Origin of the sequence: Cellulomonas sp. B6, from assembly GCF_001462455.1 — a bacterium.
Classification (GTDB): domain Bacteria; phylum Actinomycetota; class Actinomycetes; order Actinomycetales; family Cellulomonadaceae; genus Cellulomonas.
This window is the reverse complement of record NZ_LNTD01000086.1, coordinates 110,088-126,070: the sequence shown is the minus strand read 5'-3', so window position 1 is coordinate 126,070 and position 15,983 is coordinate 110,088. Positions and strand designations below refer to the sequence as shown.

The 15,983-nt window shown below is 73.8% G+C and carries 16 protein-coding genes; 5 read left to right on the top strand and 11 right to left on the bottom strand.

The genetic code is table 11. The features are described from left to right. From ATM99_RS08365 to ATM99_RS08340, 6 genes are all read right to left on the bottom strand, one after another. A partial coding sequence (locus ATM99_RS08365; protein ID WP_062102441.1) for a TetR/AcrR family transcriptional regulator occupies window positions 1-656 on the bottom strand: 656 nt, incomplete at its 3' end. A gap of 126 nt (window positions 657-782) precedes the next feature. Then, complete coding sequence (locus tag ATM99_RS08360) at window positions 783-2,033, bottom strand: SPFH domain-containing protein (protein ID WP_062102440.1); 1,251 nt, start codon at window positions 2,031-2,033, stop codon at window positions 783-785. An 85-nt stretch (window positions 2,034-2,118) separates the two neighbouring features. Beyond that, entirely contained in the window at window positions 2,119-2,589 is a 471-nt protein-coding gene (locus tag ATM99_RS08355; RefSeq protein ID WP_062102439.1) for an NfeD family protein, read from the bottom strand. Between the two features lie 83 nt (window positions 2,590-2,672). Further along, the gene (locus ATM99_RS08350) at window positions 2,673-3,470 is read right to left on the bottom strand and encodes an ABC transporter ATP-binding protein (RefSeq protein WP_062102438.1); all 798 of its coding nucleotides are present in this window, start codon (window positions 3,468-3,470) and stop codon (window positions 2,673-2,675) included. A 70-nt stretch (window positions 3,471-3,540) separates the two neighbouring features. After that, window positions 3,541-4,566 (bottom strand): GNAT family N-acetyltransferase, encoded by a 1,026-nt coding sequence (locus ATM99_RS08345; RefSeq protein ID WP_062102437.1) that lies wholly within the window; start codon window positions 4,564-4,566, stop codon window positions 3,541-3,543. Window positions 4,567-4,635: 69 nt separating this feature from the next. After that, complete coding sequence (locus tag ATM99_RS08340; protein ID WP_062102456.1) at window positions 4,636-6,777, bottom strand: type IIA DNA topoisomerase subunit B; 2,142 nt, start codon at window positions 6,775-6,777, stop codon at window positions 4,636-4,638. Window positions 6,778-6,945: 168 nt separating this feature from the next. Here ATM99_RS08340 and ATM99_RS08335 point away from each other — a divergent pair, with 168 nt between their 5' ends. After that, the gene (locus tag ATM99_RS08335; protein WP_062102455.1) at window positions 6,946-7,209 is read left to right on the top strand and encodes a hypothetical protein; all 264 of its coding nucleotides are present in this window, start codon (window positions 6,946-6,948) and stop codon (window positions 7,207-7,209) included. Window positions 7,210-7,303: 94 nt separating this feature from the next. Next, the gene (locus ATM99_RS08330) at window positions 7,304-8,083 is read left to right on the top strand and encodes a response regulator transcription factor (protein ID WP_062102436.1); all 780 of its coding nucleotides are present in this window, start codon (window positions 7,304-7,306) and stop codon (window positions 8,081-8,083) included. On the opposite strand, the gene ATM99_RS08325 is transcribed toward ATM99_RS08330, so the two are convergent. Then, window positions 8,024-8,425 (bottom strand): hypothetical protein, encoded by a 402-nt coding sequence (locus tag ATM99_RS08325; RefSeq protein ID WP_062102435.1) that lies wholly within the window; start codon window positions 8,423-8,425, stop codon window positions 8,024-8,026. The genes ATM99_RS08330 and ATM99_RS08325 overlap by 60 nt on opposite strands. Further along, on the bottom strand, window positions 8,422-9,882 hold the full coding sequence (locus tag ATM99_RS08320) for a glycosyltransferase family 2 protein (RefSeq protein ID WP_062102434.1): 1,461 nt from the start codon (window positions 9,880-9,882) through the stop codon (window positions 8,422-8,424). The genes ATM99_RS08325 and ATM99_RS08320 overlap by 4 nt, the downstream gene beginning before the upstream one ends. A gap of 173 nt (window positions 9,883-10,055) precedes the next feature. Here ATM99_RS08320 and ATM99_RS08315 point away from each other — a divergent pair, with 173 nt between their 5' ends. Further along, window positions 10,056-10,643, top strand: a complete 588-nt coding sequence (locus tag ATM99_RS08315; protein WP_150118207.1) for a hypothetical protein — start codon at window positions 10,056-10,058, stop codon at window positions 10,641-10,643. Window positions 10,644-10,749: 106 nt separating this feature from the next. On the opposite strand, the gene ATM99_RS08310 is transcribed toward ATM99_RS08315, so the two are convergent. The 3 genes from ATM99_RS08310 to ATM99_RS08300 form a co-directional block, all read right to left on the bottom strand. Further along, window positions 10,750-12,303 carry an RNA polymerase sigma factor gene (locus ATM99_RS08310; protein ID WP_062102432.1) on the bottom strand — a complete coding sequence of 518 codons (1,554 nt, stop codon included), beginning with the start codon at window positions 12,301-12,303 and terminating at the stop codon, window positions 10,750-10,752. A 221-nt stretch (window positions 12,304-12,524) separates the two neighbouring features. Then, a complete protein-coding gene (locus ATM99_RS08305; RefSeq protein WP_062102431.1) occupies window positions 12,525-12,917 on the bottom strand; it encodes a universal stress protein in 393 nt (130 codons plus the stop codon). An 83-nt stretch (window positions 12,918-13,000) separates the two neighbouring features. Beyond that, entirely contained in the window at window positions 13,001-14,119 is a 1,119-nt protein-coding gene (locus ATM99_RS08300; protein WP_062102430.1) for a DUF4192 domain-containing protein, read from the bottom strand. A gap of 151 nt (window positions 14,120-14,270) precedes the next feature. Here ATM99_RS08300 and ATM99_RS08295 point away from each other — a divergent pair, with 151 nt between their 5' ends. Together ATM99_RS08295 and ATM99_RS08290 are read left to right on the top strand one after the other, a co-directional pair. Further along, window positions 14,271-14,777: a hypothetical protein gene (locus tag ATM99_RS08295; RefSeq protein ID WP_062102429.1), complete on the top strand. Its 507-nt coding sequence runs from the start codon at window positions 14,271-14,273 to the stop codon at window positions 14,775-14,777. 10 nt (window positions 14,778-14,787) lie between these two features. Then, the gene (locus tag ATM99_RS08290; protein WP_062102454.1) at window positions 14,788-15,906 is read left to right on the top strand and encodes a polyprenyl synthetase family protein; all 1,119 of its coding nucleotides are present in this window, start codon (window positions 14,788-14,790) and stop codon (window positions 15,904-15,906) included. Window positions 15,907-15,983 lie beyond the last annotated feature (77 nt).

The following is a 15,983-nucleotide window of genomic DNA, read 5'->3' as shown; positions in this document are numbered from 1 at the left end:
GGAGGTGTCGGGTCGGTGGGCGCGAGCATGCCGTCGAGCAGCAGGTCCACGATGACGCGCGGCTCGAACGAACGCTCGAGATTTCCGCCGTGCAGCATGCCGACACGGCCGGCGTGCAGGAGCATGCCGAGCACGAGCGCGTCGACGGCCTGCACGGCGTCGTCGAGCGGCAGACGCAGCCGGTCGGCGTCGGGCTCGAGCAGACGACGCATCTGGGCGTGCACGGCCTCGAGCCCGTCGCGCTGACGCTCGGCCCACCGCGCGCCGTGGCCGTGCAGCTGCCCGTCGGGGCCACGGCCGAGGCGGTGCAGCACCGTCATCCAGACGCGCACCTGCCCGACGCGCTGCTCCATGAGCTCGACGAGCCGCACGAGCCGGTCGCGCAGCGGCATGCCCGCGTCGATCGCGGCGAGCGCGTCGAGGCCGATGGTCGGGTCGGCCGCGGCGAAGGCGGCCTCGCGCACGAGCTGCTCCTTGTCGTCGAAGACGCGGAACAGCGTGCCCTCGGCGACGCCGGCGGCGTCGGCGAGCTGGCGCGTGGTGACGTCGAGACCGCGCTCGAGGATCACGGGCTGCACGGCGTCGAGGATCGCGCGGCGACGCTCCTCGGGCGGCAGCGGGGCGGCACGGCTCGGACGTCCGGCGGCAGCACTCATGAGCGCGACGATAAGTGAGTGAGCACTCACTCAGCAAGTCCTCAGGTCAGCGCTCCCCGCACACGACGACGCCGGCACCCCCCAACGAGGGGGCACCGGCGTCGTGATCGCTCAGCGGCTACGACATCAGGGAGCCGTCGGCGGCTGCTGCGTCCCCTGCTGCTGAGCGTCCTGCACGGGCGGGACGGCCGGCTGCTGCGCGGCGTGCGGCGTCTCGCCGCCGGCCGGGGCCGGACCGGCACCCGGCACCGCTCGCTGCGGCGCGAGGGGGCCCGTCCCCGGACGCTGACCGCGCTCGGCCGACGGGTCGAACGGCACTCCCGACAGCGTCCCGGCGCTCGTCGCGTCCGCCGTCGCCGCGGCCGACTCGCGCCGCGCCTCCGCGAGCGCCTCGCTCGGGTCCGTCAGCGAGACGGGGGGCAGGTCGCCCTCGGCGATCGGCGACTGGCCCGCCGCACGCGTCGGGTGCTCGCCGTCCGACGGGCCACCGCCCGCGAAGCCCTTCGACAGCCACCCCAGCGCACCGCTGAGCTCGGCCGGCAGGAACCACATCTTGTTCGACGGGCTCGACGCGATCTTCGGCAGCGTCTGCAGGTACTGGTACGCGAGCAGCTTGGGGTCGGCGTCGCCGCGGTGCACCGCGTCGAACACCTGGAGGATCGCGCGCGCCTCACCCTCGGCCCGCAGGATCGCCGACTGGGCCTCACCCTCGGCCCGCAGGATCGCCGACTGCTTCTCGCCCTCGGCCGTGAGGATCGCGGACTGCTTGACACCCTCGGCCGTGAGGATCGCGGCACGACGGTCACGCTCGGCACGCATCTGCTGCTCCATCGAGCCCTGCACCGACGCGGGCGGGTCGATCGCCTTGAGCTCGACGCGGTTGACGCGGATGCCCCACTTGCCGGTCGCCTCGTCGAGGACGCCGCGCAGCTGGCCGTTGATCTGGTCACGGCTCGTCAGGGTCTGCTCGAGGTCCATCGACCCGATGACGTTGCGCAGCGTCGTGACCGTGAGCTGCTCGATACCGGTGATGTAGTTGGCGATCTCGTAGACCGCGTCCTTGGGCGACGTCACCTGGAAGTAGATGACCGTGTCGATGCTCACGACCAGGTTGTCGGACGTGATCACGGGCTGCGGCGGGAACGACACGACCTGCTCGCGCAGGTCGACGTTCGCGCGCACGCGGTCGACGAACGGGATCAGCAGGTGCAGACCGGCGTCGAGCGTCTTGTTGTACCGGCCGAGCCGCTCGACGATGATCGCGACCGCCTGCGGCACGATGCGCACCGCGCGCACGAGCGCGACGATCACGAAGATCAGGACGAGCACGAGGACGACGATCAACGCGACCTGGCCCACGGGCGGGCTGTCGTTCATGAGACCTCCGCAAGGTTGCGCCGCCCGTACCGGGGCGACCACGGTGACCCGGTCACCCGGGTCGGTTGTCTGTCGGGCTGGACGGTCAGGCCGGTGCCGGACCGGTCGCGGCCGGGCCGCCCGTGGTCGCGGGCAGCGGGCTGACGACAGCCGTCGCGCCGTCGATCCGGGTGACCGACACGGCGGCACCGGGCGGCAGGCTCCCGCCGTCGGCGGTGCGCGCGCTCCAGACCTCGCCCGCGAGCTTGACGCGGCCCGTCGTGCCGTCGACGGTCGACACCACGACCGCCGGGCGCCCGACGAGCGCGGCCGCGTTGGTCTCGGGCAGGTCGACGCGTCCCTTGAGGTGGCGCAGCAGCCACGGGCGCAGCGTCAGCAGCAGCACGACCGCGGTGATGCCGGCCACGAGGATCTGCACCGCGAGCGGCGCACCGAGCGCGTAGGCCGCTGCCCCCGCGAGGGCACCCCCCGCGAACATGATGAGCACGAGGTCGAGCGACAGCATCTCCAGGATGCCGAGCACGAGCCCGCCACCGACCCACCAGAGCCATCCCATGCCCGCACCTCCGTTGGTCTGCGTCCGTGCCGTCCACCGATCCTATGCGACCGCTTTGCGATCCCGTGGGTCGAGCGGACGACTCAGCGTCGACCGCCCTCGGTCGCGTGGGCCGACCAGCGTCCGTCGCCGCGGTCCAGCCGCAGGGGCACGTCGAACGTGCCGGACAGGTTGTCCGCCGTGAGGACCTCGTCGATCGGACCGGCGGCGAACACGCGGCCCGCGCGCAGCAGCAGCAGGTGCGTGAAGCCCGGGGGGATCTCCTCGACGTGGTGCGTCACGAGCACCAGCGCGGGCGAACGGCGGTCGCGCGCGAGCTCCGCGAGCGCACCGACGAGCTCCTCGCGCCCCCCCAGGTCGAGGCCGGCGGCCGGCTCGTCCAGCAGCAGCAGCTCGGGGTCGCTCATGAGGGCACGCGCGATCTGGACGCGCTTGCGCTCGCCCTCCGACAGCGTGCCGAACCAGCGCTCGGCGAGGTGCTCGACGCCGAACGCGCCCAGCAGGTCGGTCGCGCGCGCCTCGTCGAGCTCCTCGTACGTCTCGCGCCAGCGACCCGTGACCCCATACGCGGCCGTGAGGACCACGTCGCGCACGGTCTCCCCCGACGGGATGCGGTCCGCGAGCGCGGCGCTCGCGATGCCGATGCGCGGCCGCAGCTCGAACACGTCCGTCGACCCGAGCCGCTGCCCCAGCAGCGACGCCGTCCCCGACGTGGGGTGCATCCGCCCCGAGGCCACCTGCAGCAGGGTCGTCTTGCCGGCGCCGTTGCGCCCCAGCACGACCCACCGCTCACCGTCCTGCACGCGCCACGACAGGCTGTCCAGGATCGTCGTCGCACCCCGGCGGATCGTCACGTCCTGCAGGTCGAGCACGTCGGTCATGGGCACAGACCCTAACCGGACTCCGTGCACCGACGCGGATGACCTGCCGCGAGGGTGTGCAGGACCTTTGTCACAGCTCGATCGTGAGCATCGTCGAGGAGTGCGCGACCTCGTAGCCGAGGTCCGCGTACAGCCCGTGGGCGCCCGACGGGTTCGCCGTGTCGACCTCGAGCTCGGCGTAGCGCATGCCGTCGGCGGCGTACGCGCGCATCGCCGCGGTGAGCAGCGCGACCGCGACCCGGCGCCCGCGCCACGCGCGCCGCACGCCCAGGAGCTCGGTGTAGCCCGAGGGGTACCCGGCCGCCGGCCAGTCCTCCTCGTAGCGGCCCGAGACCGCGTACCCCACGACCTCGCCGGCGTCGTCGAGCGCGACGAACGACCACGTCGGCGCGAACATCGCCTTCGAGCGCGCCCACTGCTCGGGCGTGCGGGGCTCGGAGCCCCAGTGGTCGGCGAAGACCTCGTTGTGGGCGACCCGCACGGCGTCGTCGACCTCGGGGCTCCACGGGACCACGCGCAGGCCGTCGACGACCGGGGCGTCGGGCAGCGCGACGTCGAGCGGGCGGCGCATGTGCGTGTAGTACCGGATGGGCGTGAAGCCGGCCGCCCGGTACAGGCGCACGGCGTCGGGGGTCGCGTCGTCGACGAACGTCACGATGCGCGCGGGCAGCTCCTTGCCGGACGCCGCCAGCACCTGGCGCGCGCGGGCCTGCGCCCACGCGACGAGCGCGCGGCCGACCCCCCGCCCGCGCCACGCCGGGTCGACCGCGCCCTCGACGAACGCGCGCACGACGCGGCGGTCACCCGGTGACGTGTCCACCCGGGCGACCGCACGGGGCGTCCCGGTGTCGTCGAGGCCGAGCAGCGTGTCGCGCGCGACGTCCCGCCAGTCGCCCTCGAGCTCCTGCGCGACCTCGGCGGCGGACGTGCGGTACGGCAGGCCGTCGGCCTCCTGACCGCGGACCATGAGCGCCGTGACGCCGTCCACGTCCGCCGGCGCCATGGCACGCCACGTCAGACCGAGCTCGGCGGCGGGCAGCGGGACGTCCGTCGGCGGGGCGACGCGGACGGCGATCGGGGCGAGCGTGTCGGTCATGGGTCCAGCGTGACGCCCCCGGCCCCGCGCGACCAACAGGAAACCGGCACGGACGCGCGCCGGCGCGGGTCAGGCGTCGATGCGGGAGGAGTCGAGCACGTGCGCGTTGGCGACGATGAAGTCCTTGCGCGGCGCGACGTCGGAGCCCATGAGCAGCTCGAACACCTTCTCGACCTGGGCGGCGGCCTGCTCGGCCTCGCCGACGCGCACGCGGCGCAGCGTCCGGTGGCGCGGGTCCATCGTCGTCTCGGCCAGCTGGTCGGCGTCCATCTCGCCGAGGCCCTTGTACCGCTGGATGTCGTCCTTGTAGCGACGGCCCGAGCGGTCGAGCTTCTTGAGCGTCGCGGCGAGCTCGGCCTCGGAGTACGTGTAGACGTACTCGTTCTTGCGCGACCCCGCGCCGATCACCTCGATGCGGTGCAGCGGCGGCACGGCCGCGTAGACGCGCCCGGCCTCGACGAGCGGTCGCATGTACCGGAAGAACAGCGTGAGCAGCAGCGTGCGGATGTGCGCGCCGTCGACGTCGGCGTCCGTCATCAGCACGATCTTGCCGTAGCGCGCCGCCTCGAGGTCGAACGTGCGCCCCGAGCCCGCACCGACGACCTGGATGATCGACGCGCACTCGGCGTTCTTCAGCATGTCGCCGACCGACGCCTTCTGGACGTTGAGGATCTTGCCGCGGATCGGCAGCAGCGCCTGGAAGTCGGAGCTGCGCGCGAGCTTGGCGGTGCCCAGCGCGCTGTCGCCCTCGACGATGAACAGCTCGCTGCGCGCGACGTCGTCGATCCGGCAGTCCGCGAGCTTCGCGGGCAGCGAGGACGACTCGAGCGCGTTCTTGCGGCGCGAGATCTCCTTCTGCTTGCGCGCCGACACCCGCGCCCGCATCTCCCCCACGACCTTGTCCAGCAGCAGCGCCGAGTGCGCCTTGTGCTCACGCTTCGAGGACCCGAAGATCGCGGTGAGCTCCTGCTCGACGACGCGCGCCACGATCCCGCGCACGGGCCCGGTGCCGAGGACCTCCTTGGTCTGCCCCTCGAACTGCGGCTCGGCGAGACGGACGGTGACGACGGCGGTCATGCCCGCGAGCACGTCCTCCTTCTCGATGCGCTCGCCGGCCGAGTCCTTCGCGGAGATCTTGAGCCGCCGCGCGTTGGCGAGCACCTGGGCGCGCACGGTCTTGAGCAGCCCGGCCTCGAACCCGGCCAGGTGCGTGCCGCCCTTCGGCGTCGCGATGATATTGACGAACGACCGCGCCTCGGTCGCGTAACCCGTCCCCCAGCGCAGCGCGACGTCGACCTCGCACGTGCGCGCGACCTCCTGCGGCGTCATGTGGCCGCGGTCGTCGAGCACCGGCACGGTCTCGGTGAACGTGCCCTCGCCCGTCAGGTGCCACACGTCGGTCACGGGTGCGTCGGGCGCGAGGTGGTCGACGAAGTCGACGACGCCGCCCGAGTGCAGGAACGTCTCCTCGTGCGGGCCGTGCTCCCCGGGCGTCCCGGCGATCCCGCGCTCGTCGCGCACGGTGATCGCCAGCCCCGGGACGAGGAAGCTCGTCTGGCGGGCGCGCGTGACCAGCTCGTCGTACGAGAACACGGCGGACTTGGGGAAGATCTGCCGGTCGGCCCAGTAGCGCACGCGCGTCCCGGTCCGCCCCTTGGCGACCTTCCCGACGACGGCCAGCTGGGAGCCCGAGACGAACGGCTCGAACGGCGCGTCGGGGCCCGCGCCGGCGCTGTCGTCGAACACGCCCGGCTCGCCGCGGTGGAACGTCATGCGGTGGGTCCTGCCGCCCCGGTCGACCTCGACGTCGAGCCGCGACGACAGCGCGTTGACGACGGACGCGCCGACGCCGTGCAGGCCACCCGACGCTCCGTAGGACCCGCCGCCGAACTTCCCGCCCGCGTGCAGCTTGGTGAACACGACCTCGACGCCCGTCAGGCCCGTCTTGGGCTCGACGTCGACCGGGACGCCACGACCGTTGTCGCGGACCTCGACCGAGGAGTCCGCACGCAGGACGATGTCGATGCGGTCGCCGTGCCCGGCCAGCGCCTCGTCGACGGAGTTGTCGATGATCTCCCACAGGCAGTGCATGAGGCCGCGGCTGTCGGTCGTGCCGATGTACATGCCGGGGCGCTTGCGCACCGCCTCGAGCCCCTCGAGCACCGACAGGTGCCGAGCGGTGTAGCCGGACGGGGAGGAGGTCGTCGTCACGGCGCCGATGGTAGCCGGGCGCGCCGACACGCCCCGTGGCGCCATGCCGGTCGGTGCCCGCTCGCGCCACGTGTCGCGCGTGTGACGCGATGCGGCGCGCACGTCACGAACGTGTGACGGCGCGTCACGATCTTGTACGCAGACAGCGAACCGGGGCACCCGGGGGGTATGGATCGAGCGAGCGGATGGTTGTATGGAGGCGTGACTGGGACGACGATCGAATCCACGACCCCGCTGTCGGCCGCCGACCGCTGCGACCGTTGCGGTGCGCAGGCGTACGTCCGCGTCGTGCTTCCCGTCGGCGAGCTGCTGTTCTGCGCGCACCACGCGCGCGAGCACGCGCCCAAGTTCGCCGCGGTCGCCACGCACGTCCAGGACGAGACCGACCGGCTCCTCGCCGAGCACGGCGCCGGGGCGGGCGCAGCCCGCTGACGGCTCCACCCGACCACGAGGGCCCCGGACCGCACGGTCCGGGGCCCTCGTCGTCCACCGCACGCACGTCGCGCGACGTTGCTACCGTGCCGTCATGGCCGACCAGGGGGCGTCACGCACGGCCGTCGTCGTCGAGGACGACGACGACATCCGACAGCTGCTCGTCGCGGTGCTGCGCCAGGCAGGGTTCACGGTCCACCCCGCCGCGAGCGGCGTCGAGGCGGTCGAGGCGGTCCGTCAGCACGACCCCCTGGTCACGACGGTCGACGTCAACCTGCCCGATATCGACGGGTACGAGGTCGTGCGGCGCATCCGCACGTTCAGCGACACGTACGTCGTCATGCTGACGGCGTTGTCCGACGAGATCGACGTGCTCATGGGGCTGGACGCGGGGGCCGACGACTACCAGGTCAAGCCGTTCCGGGCCCGCGAGCTCCGCGCCCGCATCGAGGCCCTGCTGCGTCGACCGCGCACCCGGCACGTGGGCGACGGGAGCGCTCCCCCGGCGCGGCCCGAGCCGGGGGCCGACGGGGTCGAGGACGACCACCGGCGCGTCGAGCGGGGTCTGCTCGTCGTGGACCTCGACGCCCACGCCGTCACCGTGGCCGACGCGGAGGTGCACCTGACCCGCAGCGAGTTCGAGCTGCTCGCGACGCTCGCGGAACGTGCCGGCCGCGTGGTGGCCAAGGACGACCTCGTGCGCGCCCTGCGCGGCGAGGAGTACGACGTGGGGGTGTTCGTCAGCGACGCCGAGCGGCGCTCGCTCGAGGTCCACATGGTCAACCTGCGGCGCAAGCTCGGCGACGACGGCGGCTCACCGCGCTGGATCCAGACCGTGCGGGGCGTGGGCTACAAGTTCGTCGCACCGGCGTAGCAGCACCTCCAGGGCCCGACCCGTGGCGTCGGCGGCCTCGCCGACCGCCTCGACCGCGCGGACCGCGTCCTGGTCGCACCCCCGCGCCCCCACGTGTCGCTCGACAGCGCGGCACCGGTCCGCCAGGAGCCCGGCACCGACCATCGCGCTGGCGACCTGCAGGGACAGCGCCACCGTGCGGGCCGTGCCGGCGTCACCCACCTCGACCGCCCGACCGAGCGCCCGCGCCCGCCCGGGGAGCAGCTCGAGGTACCGCGCGACGAGCTGCCGCGCCGTGCCGGGCGCACCCGGGAGGTCGTCGGCCAGCTCACGCCACCGGGCCGAGGTCAGCAACCCGCTCACACGCGGTACCCGTACTGGGGCCGGACGAGGCGCGCGAGCATGAAGAGGCTCTGGGCGATCGTGACGACGGCCAGCAGCGGCCAGCCGACCCACAGCAGGCTCGTACGGGCGACCAGGGGCAGCGACACCCAGACCCACGCGCACGCCGCGGCGCCCGCGACGCCGACGAGCAGCGGGCTGAGGTACGCCCAGCCGGCGCCGCGCTCGGCGCGGGCCTGCGCAGCCCAGTTGTCGGTCCGGGACCGCGTCGCGAACTTGGTCCACGCCCGCACGAAGTGCCCGACACGCACCCACATGTAGAGCTCGGCCGGCACCAGGGTCGCCGCGTACAGGACGTCGCGCCACGTGCGGTCCTGCATGGACCGTGCGATGCGCACGTTGAGCGCGACCGCGAGCACGGGCGGGATCAGCCACAGCGGGCTGAACACGAACGCGTGGATGCTCAGCGACGCGGCCAGCAGCAGCAGGAAGAGGATGCGCGTGCCCGCGTTGACGACCATGCCCAGGTTCTCCAGCCACCGCAGCCGCAGGTTGGGGTGGAGCGGCTGACCGCGCGTGTCTCCGCGCTGGCCGGGCCACATGAGGTCGATCGCGCCGTAGTTCCACTTGACCTGCTGCCCGTCGAGCGCGCGCAGCGTCGTCATGCCACCGACCTCGGCGCGGGCGGTGGCGCTGATCTTGGTCGAGTAGCCGACGTTCTTGATCTGCAGGCTCAGCAGCGAGTCCTCGACCTCGGAGTCGCTCACCCACGGCGCCGCCTGGTGGTACTCCGCCATGACCTCGCGCAGCGCGCTCACGCGGAACAGGCTGGCCTGCCCGCCGAGGACGGCCATGTTGCGGCCCCGGACCATGTTCTGCATGTTGAACGCCGCGAACTGCGCGCGCTGCCCGGTGAGCAGCAGCGTCGCGAGCGGGTTGCGGACGTTCCGGTTGTCGACCGTGTACACCGCGGAGATCCCGCCGATGCGGGGGTCCGACAGGATCTCGGCCTCGAGCTCGGCGAGCGCGCTGCGCTCCATCACGGTGTCGCCGTCGACGCCGAGCAGCAGGTCCATCTCCTGCACGAGCTGGAAGCCGTAGTTGAGGGCACCGACCTTCTTGTCGCGGTTGGTGCCGATGTCGTGGACGTAGACCGTCGTGGTCTGCTCACGGCCGCCGCGGCGCACCACGTGCTCGCCGGCCAGCTTGCCGGCGATCTTGAACGTCCGGTCGGTCGTGTTGTTGACCACGACGTGGATCGCGTCGGGGACCCGGGTCTGCGCGAGCAGCCCGCGCAGCACGCGCTTGATCGTCCCGGCCTCGTTGTAGGCGGGGATGACGGCGCCGATGCGCGCGGTCGGCCGCGGCTCGGCGGCGACCAGCTCGTCGGCACGGAAGGCGTAGCGGACGAGGTCCGTGCCGTGGTGCTCGCGCTGCTCGACGTCGTCGACCGGGCGGGTCAGTGTCGTGGTCGTCATCGTTCGTCCTCCGTCGTGTTCTCTCGACGTCCACGACGATGCGCCGCTCACCTCTGCACGCTCCTCAGGTCGCGCTAGGGTCGTCCAAGGATCTGCTGAGAGATCGGTGTGCGACGTCCGGGGGGGCAACGTTGCGACGAACAGGCACGAGCAGGCGGGCGCGTGTGGGCGCGGTGGTCCTGACGACGACGACGCTGCTCGTCGCGTGCGGGACCCCACCCTGGGAGCGAGGCGCGCCGACGGGTTCGGCGACGAGCACGACGGACGAGGCCACGACCGACGCGGCGACACCGCCGTCGGAGCCGGCCGCGACCGGCGACCTCGCGGGCGGCAACACGCGGCGCGACCTCACGGCCGGCGCCGCGGCCCTGACGGTCTCCTACTGGACGGACCTGCCCGCCGTGCAGTGGACGGCCGCAGCGAGCAAACCGGTCTCGTTGTCGGTGTCGGCCACCGAGCCGAACGGCGCCGAGGTCTACCTGCAACGGCTGCGTGCCGTCGCGACGGCGCTCGACGGCACGGGCGCGCCGCTCGACGCCCCGCCGGCGTTCGAGGACGCCGCGGCCGTCAGCCCGGGCTACCTGATGTCCGACCCGTACTCGTACTCGACGTCGTTCACGATCGGCGCGCTCGACCCGACGGCCCGCACGATCCGGGTGGACCTCACCTACGAGATCCTGCAGCGCGCGACGCCCGAGTCGACGGACCTCGTGAAGCAGACGGCGCACGACACCCTCACGCTGGGCGTCGTGGGTCCGTGAGCGGCCGACGCATGACCTGATCGGCCGCCCGTCCGCCCGTTCCCGGGACGACGACGGCCGCCGCACCCTCCCGGGGTGCGGCGGCCGTCGTCGGTCCTGCGGTACGTCAGTCGAGGTAGTCGCGCAGCACCTGGGACCGCGACGGGTGACGGAGCTTCGACATCGTCTTGGACTCGATCTGGCGGATGCGCTCACGCGTCACGCCGTAGACCTTGCCGATCTCGTCGAGGGTCTTGGGCTGGCCGTCGGTCAGGCCGAACCGCATCGACACGACGCCGGCCTCACGCTCGGAGAGCGTGTCGAGCACCTGGTGCAGCTGCTCCTGCAGGAGCGTGAAGCTCACGGCGTCGGCCGGGACGACGGCCTCGGAGTCCTCGATGAGGTCGCCGAACTCGCTGTCGCCGTCCTCACCGAGCGGTGTGTGCAGCGAGATCGGCTCGCGGCCGTACTTCTGGACCTCGACGACCTTCTCGGGCGTCATGTCGAGCTCCTTGGCGAGCTCCTCGGGCGTCGGCTCGCGACCCAGGTCCTGGAGCATCTGCCGCTGCACGCGCGCGAGCTTGTTGATGACCTCGACCATGTGCACCGGGATGCGGATGGTGCGGGCCTGGTCGGCCATGGCGCGCGTGATCGCCTGCCGGATCCACCACGTGGCGTACGTCGAGAACTTGTAGCCCTTGGTGTAGTCGAACTTCTCGACCGCACGGATCAGGCCGAGGTTGCCCTCCTGGATCAGGTCCAGGAAGAGCATGCCGCGCCCCGTGTAGCGCTTGGCGAGCGACACCACGAGCCGCAGGTTCGCCTCGAGCAGGTGGTTCTTGGCCCGGCGGCCGTCCTGCGCGATCCACTCGAGCTCGCGACGCAGCTTGGGCTCGATCGAGTCCCGGATCTCCGAGAGCTTCTCCTCGGCGAACAGGCCGGCCTCGATGCGCTTGGCGAGCTCGACCTCCTGCTCGGCGTTCAGCAGCGCGACCTTGCCGATCTGCTTGAGGTAGTCCTTGACCGGGTCGGCCGTCGCGCCGGCCGTGACGACCTGCTGCGCCGGGGCGTCGTCGTCGTCGGCGTCGGAGTAGACGAAGCCGGTGTCCTCGGGCTCGTCGGACTTGGCTCCGGCAGCGGGTGCCGGCTTCTTCGCGTCGTCCGCGTCGTCGCCCGCCTCGTCCGCGTCGGTCGCGTCGTCCGCCACGTCGACGTCGGTCGTGTCGACGTCCTCGAGCTCGGTCTCGTCGATCTCGACGTCCTCGTCGGGCTCGGCGTCGTCGGTGACCTTCGACGCCTTCGCGGGCGTCGCCTTGGCCTTGGCCGGGGCGGCCTTGGTCGTCTTGGCGGCGGCGGTCGTCTTCGCAGCGGCGGGCCGGGAGGACCGCGCGGGCGCGGCTCCGTCACCGAGCGACGCCTTGGCGGCGGGCCGCGACTTCGCGCTCGTCGCCGCGACCGCACGACCGGCGTTCCCGAGGTCGGCCACCTCGACGCCCGCCGTGCCGAGCCCGCGGACCACGGCGCGCAGCCGCTTCGGGCCCTCGACACCGGCGGCCTCGCACGCGGCGCGCACCGCCGCGGTGTCGACGCTGCCGTTGGTCCGCCCGCGCATGACCAGCTCCTGCAGCGCAGGGTGCTGGAACTCGCGCGGAAGTGCGGGGTGGGGGGTCTGGGACGTCACGAACGACCTTTCGTCAGCGCGGCAACCGGATCCGGGGGGAGTCCGAAGAACCGGGAGACAGACAGATATTGTACCGACCCGTGAGGCGTCGCCGCGCGCGACGACGCGCGCCGCTCGACGCGACGCTCAGATCCCGGGGGTCTTCCTCCCCCAACGCCCCACCCGCTCGTCGAATTCCCGCCGCCGTCGGACGACTGGCGCCGCCCCGCCGCACGAGGTCGTCAGCCGGCGGGCTTGACCGTCAGCACGGGGCAGGGCGCGTCGAACAGGACCCGCTGGGCGTTCGCGCCGAGGATGAGCTTGCCCACCGGGCTGCGACGACGCAGCCCGAGCACCACCAGCTGCGCCCCGACCTCCTCCGCCGTGCCGATGAGGTCGTCGGCGACGTCCCCGCCGTCGAGCATCCGCACGTCGTGCTCGACGCCCAGAGCGTCCAGCTCCTCGCGGACCTGCGCGAGCGCCGTCGAGGTCTCGGCCCGGCGCTCCTCGGTCTCGTCCGGACGCACGCTCAGCACGACGACCACGGGAAGGTGCCGGTGCCGAGCCTCCTCGACCGCAGCGTCCAGAGCGGCACGGCCCTCCGGCGTCGCCAGGTACCCGACCACGATCCCCATCGACGATCCTCCTCCCGGACCCCAGCGGCCTCGGGCGTGACGCTACCGGAGCACGGGCGGTGCCACGACCTCGGGCCGGCCGGTCATGGACCACGGGTCACCCAGCCGGGGGCGAGGCCGGCGTCGAGCGCGCCGCGCAGCAGCCTGGCCAGCCGGTAGTCGGGCTCGTCGGTCAGCGCCCGGTCGACGAGCAGACCCCCGCGCGCACCGTCACCCCGCCACCAGGCGAGCAGGCCCAGCAGCGTCAGCGCGGGCGCCTGCCCGCGTCGACGGCCGTGCGCGACGACGGCCTCCAGGACGGACTCGGCCGGGCGGACGTCGTCGCCGGGCGCATCTGCCGTCGCGGGATCCACCAGGCGTCCGACCGCGTCCCGCACCTCGCCGTCCTCGTCGAGGCCGGCGCGCGTCAACGCACGCTCGGCGAGCGTGCCGGTCCCGGGCAGCAGTGCGACCAGGACGGCGTCACGCACCCGGCGGTCGGCCAGGCCGGCCTCGAGCCGGCCGAGGAGCGCGGGGGCCGGGCCGACGCCCGGGGCCGCCGTGGCCCCCGCGACGAGCCTGCGCCACAGCGCGAGCTGCTCCAGGCGCCACCGCGCCACCGCGTCCGGCCCGGTCGCGACGGCCTTCGCGTGCGTCGCCGCCCGCCGTCGTCGAGCGCGCGCCGCGGCGCGTCGGGCCGGCTCGGGCGCCGCCGGGATGCGCGCGACCGCACCCCTGCTCGGCGCCACGACGGAGCCCGCGAGGACCATCTCGGCGTTCGCACGCGTCGAGCGCAGGTCGTCGAGCGGGTGCCCGTCGGGCGGGCAGCACGCCTCGTCGCAGTCGAGGCAGCGGTACCCGCCGCCACCGACCAGCAGGACGTCCACTCCCCCGAACGGCACGTCGAAGGCCTCGGCGACGTGCGAGGCGGCGGCCTGCACGCGACCGCTCGCCCCCGGCACGTCCGGGTCGGAGTACACGACGAGGACCGCACGCCGAGCGCCGTCACGGTCGAGGTGAGCCGCGAGCGAGCGCGCCACCTGCGGCCCGTGCCGCTGGTCGGCGACGTCGTCGAGGTCGACGCGGGCGACCACGCCGAGCCGCCCCCGGGCTCCCCGCAGGCTCACGACGACCGCGCTGTCGTGCGGATGGAAGCCCAGCAGGTGCGGGACGAGCGCGAGCAGCTCACGCGGCTCGGCGAGCAGGAGGACGTCGGTTTCCATGTCCTCACCCAAGCGCCACGCCCCCACGTGACGAGCCCCGCGACGTGAGTCTGTGGAGACGCGGACGGCACCCAGGGGCTGGGGGTGCGTCGCGGGCCGGTCGGACTGCGACACACCTCCGTCCTCCAGCGGCTGCGGCTACCCTGGCGCGGTGCCGCGACCGATCCGTCCCGCGCTCGCCGCGCTGCTGTGCGCCGGGCTCGTCGCGTGCGCGCCCACCACGGCCCCGGGCCCGACCTCGGGGTCACCGAGCGCATCGCCCGCACCGACGCCGAGCGAGACGCTGCTGACCACCGAGCGCGATGCCGACAGCGCGGTCGGCGAGCTCGCCGCGCAGTTCCCGGCCGACCTCGTGCCGGTGCCGCCGGGAGCCCAGGTCCTGGTCTCCTCGGCCGAGCCCGTCGACGACGCCACGCTGCGCATCAGCCTCAACGTGCGCACGGACCAGGACGCCGCCGGCCTGCTCGACGCCGTGCGCGGCCCGCTCGTCGCGGCGGGCTTCTCCGAGTCCGCACCGCCGCAGCCCGAGGCGGGGCTCGCGGCGCAGACGACCTTCTCGCGCACCGAGGGCGCCGAGCTGCTCGTCGTCGGCATCCTCGACCGCGACGGCACGCGCACGATGACGCTGGGCGGGACGGTGGCCCGACCGGCCCCCTAGGGTGGGGCCCGTGCCCCCGGAGACCCTCGCCCTCGTGGACCGTGAGAACCTGCGCGCGGGTGTCGACGGCGCGCTCGCGCAGCACGTCGTACGCCTGCGCCGGACGGTCGCCGCCGTGAGCCCCGAGGCCGCTCCCCTGGCCGACGCGGTGGAGCGCATGGTCGGCGGCGGCAAGCGGCTGCGTGCGGCGTTCTGCTACTGGTCGTGGCGCGCCCACGGCGGCGAGCCGGGCGGACCGGGCGAGCAGGCCGTGCTGCGCGCCGGCGCCGCCCTCGAGCTGTTCCAGGCCGCGGCGCTCTTCCACGACGACGTGATGGACGACTCCTCCACGCGGCGGGGTCGGCCGACCGCGCACCTGGTGTTCGCCGAGGAGCACGCGACCGCCGGCCACCGGGGCTCGGCACGTCGCTTCGGCGACGGCGCCGCGATCCTCCTCGGCGACCTCGCGCTCGTCGCGAGCGAGGAGGAGATGTCGGCCGCCCTCGCGGACGTCGAGCCCGGTGCCGCCCGCGCAGCGCGCGCGGTGTTCGACCTCATGCGCACGGAGGTCACCGTCGGGCAGTACCTGGACCTGCTCGCGCAGGCGATGCCGTGGGGCGACGCGTCCGACGACGAGCGGCGCGCCCGGGAGGTCGTGCGGGCCAAGTCGGCGCGCTACAGCGTCGAGCACCCGCTCGTGCTGGGCGCGGCGCTCGGGGGTGCCGGCGCCGACGCGCTCGAGGGCTGCCGCGCGGTGGGCCTGCCGCTCGGCGAGGCGTTCCAGCTGCGCGACGACCTGCTCGGCGTGCTCGGCGACCCCGCGACCACCGGCAAGCCCGCCGGTGACGACCTGCGCGAGGGCAAGCGGACGGTGCTCGTCGCACGCGCTCTCGGCCTCGCGGCCGCCGCGGGCGACGACGCCGCCGTCGCCGCGATCACGCACGGCGTCGGTGACCCGTCGCTCGACGACGAGGGCGTCGCCGCGCTCACCGACGTGCTGGTCCGCACCGGTGCCGTCGCCGAGGTCGAGCGGCTCATCGCCGAGCTCACCGCCCAGGCCTTCGCGGCGATCGACGCGCGCGGGTGGGTCGACCCCGCGCGCAGCACGCTGGTCGCGCTGGCACGCGCCGCCGTCGAGCGCTCGGCCTGACACCGGCACCGGCACCGGCCGGGGCCGACAGCGCCGCCGGGACCGTCCGGCGCCCGCGCAGCACGACGTCGCCGCTC

Excerpts from the sequence above, each read along its gene's own strand:
- ATM99_RS08305 (WP_062102431.1), bottom strand. The coding sequence starts at position 12,917 with ATGGGGATCGTGGTCGGGTACCTGGCGACGCCGGAGGGCCGTGCCGCT.
- ATM99_RS08345 (WP_062102437.1), bottom strand. The coding sequence starts at position 4,566 with ATGACCGACACGCTCGCCCCGATCGCCGTCCGCGTCGCCCCGCCGACG.
- ATM99_RS08360 (WP_062102440.1), bottom strand. The coding sequence starts at position 2,033 with ATGAACGACAGCCCGCCCGTGGGCCAGGTCGCGTTGATCGTCGTCCTC.
- ATM99_RS08350 (WP_062102438.1), bottom strand. The coding sequence starts at position 3,470 with ATGACCGACGTGCTCGACCTGCAGGACGTGACGATCCGCCGGGGTGCG.
- ATM99_RS08330 (WP_062102436.1), top strand. The coding sequence starts at position 7,304 with ATGGCCGACCAGGGGGCGTCACGCACGGCCGTCGTCGTCGAGGACGAC.
- ATM99_RS08300 (WP_062102430.1), bottom strand. The coding sequence starts at position 14,119 with ATGGAAACCGACGTCCTCCTGCTCGCCGAGCCGCGTGAGCTGCTCGCG.
- ATM99_RS08335 (WP_062102455.1), top strand. The coding sequence starts at position 6,946 with ATGGATCGAGCGAGCGGATGGTTGTATGGAGGCGTGACTGGGACGACG.
- ATM99_RS08320 (WP_062102434.1), bottom strand. The coding sequence starts at position 9,882 with ATGACGACCACGACACTGACCCGCCCGGTCGACGACGTCGAGCAGCGC.
- ATM99_RS08355 (WP_062102439.1), bottom strand. The coding sequence starts at position 2,589 with ATGGGATGGCTCTGGTGGGTCGGTGGCGGGCTCGTGCTCGGCATCCTG.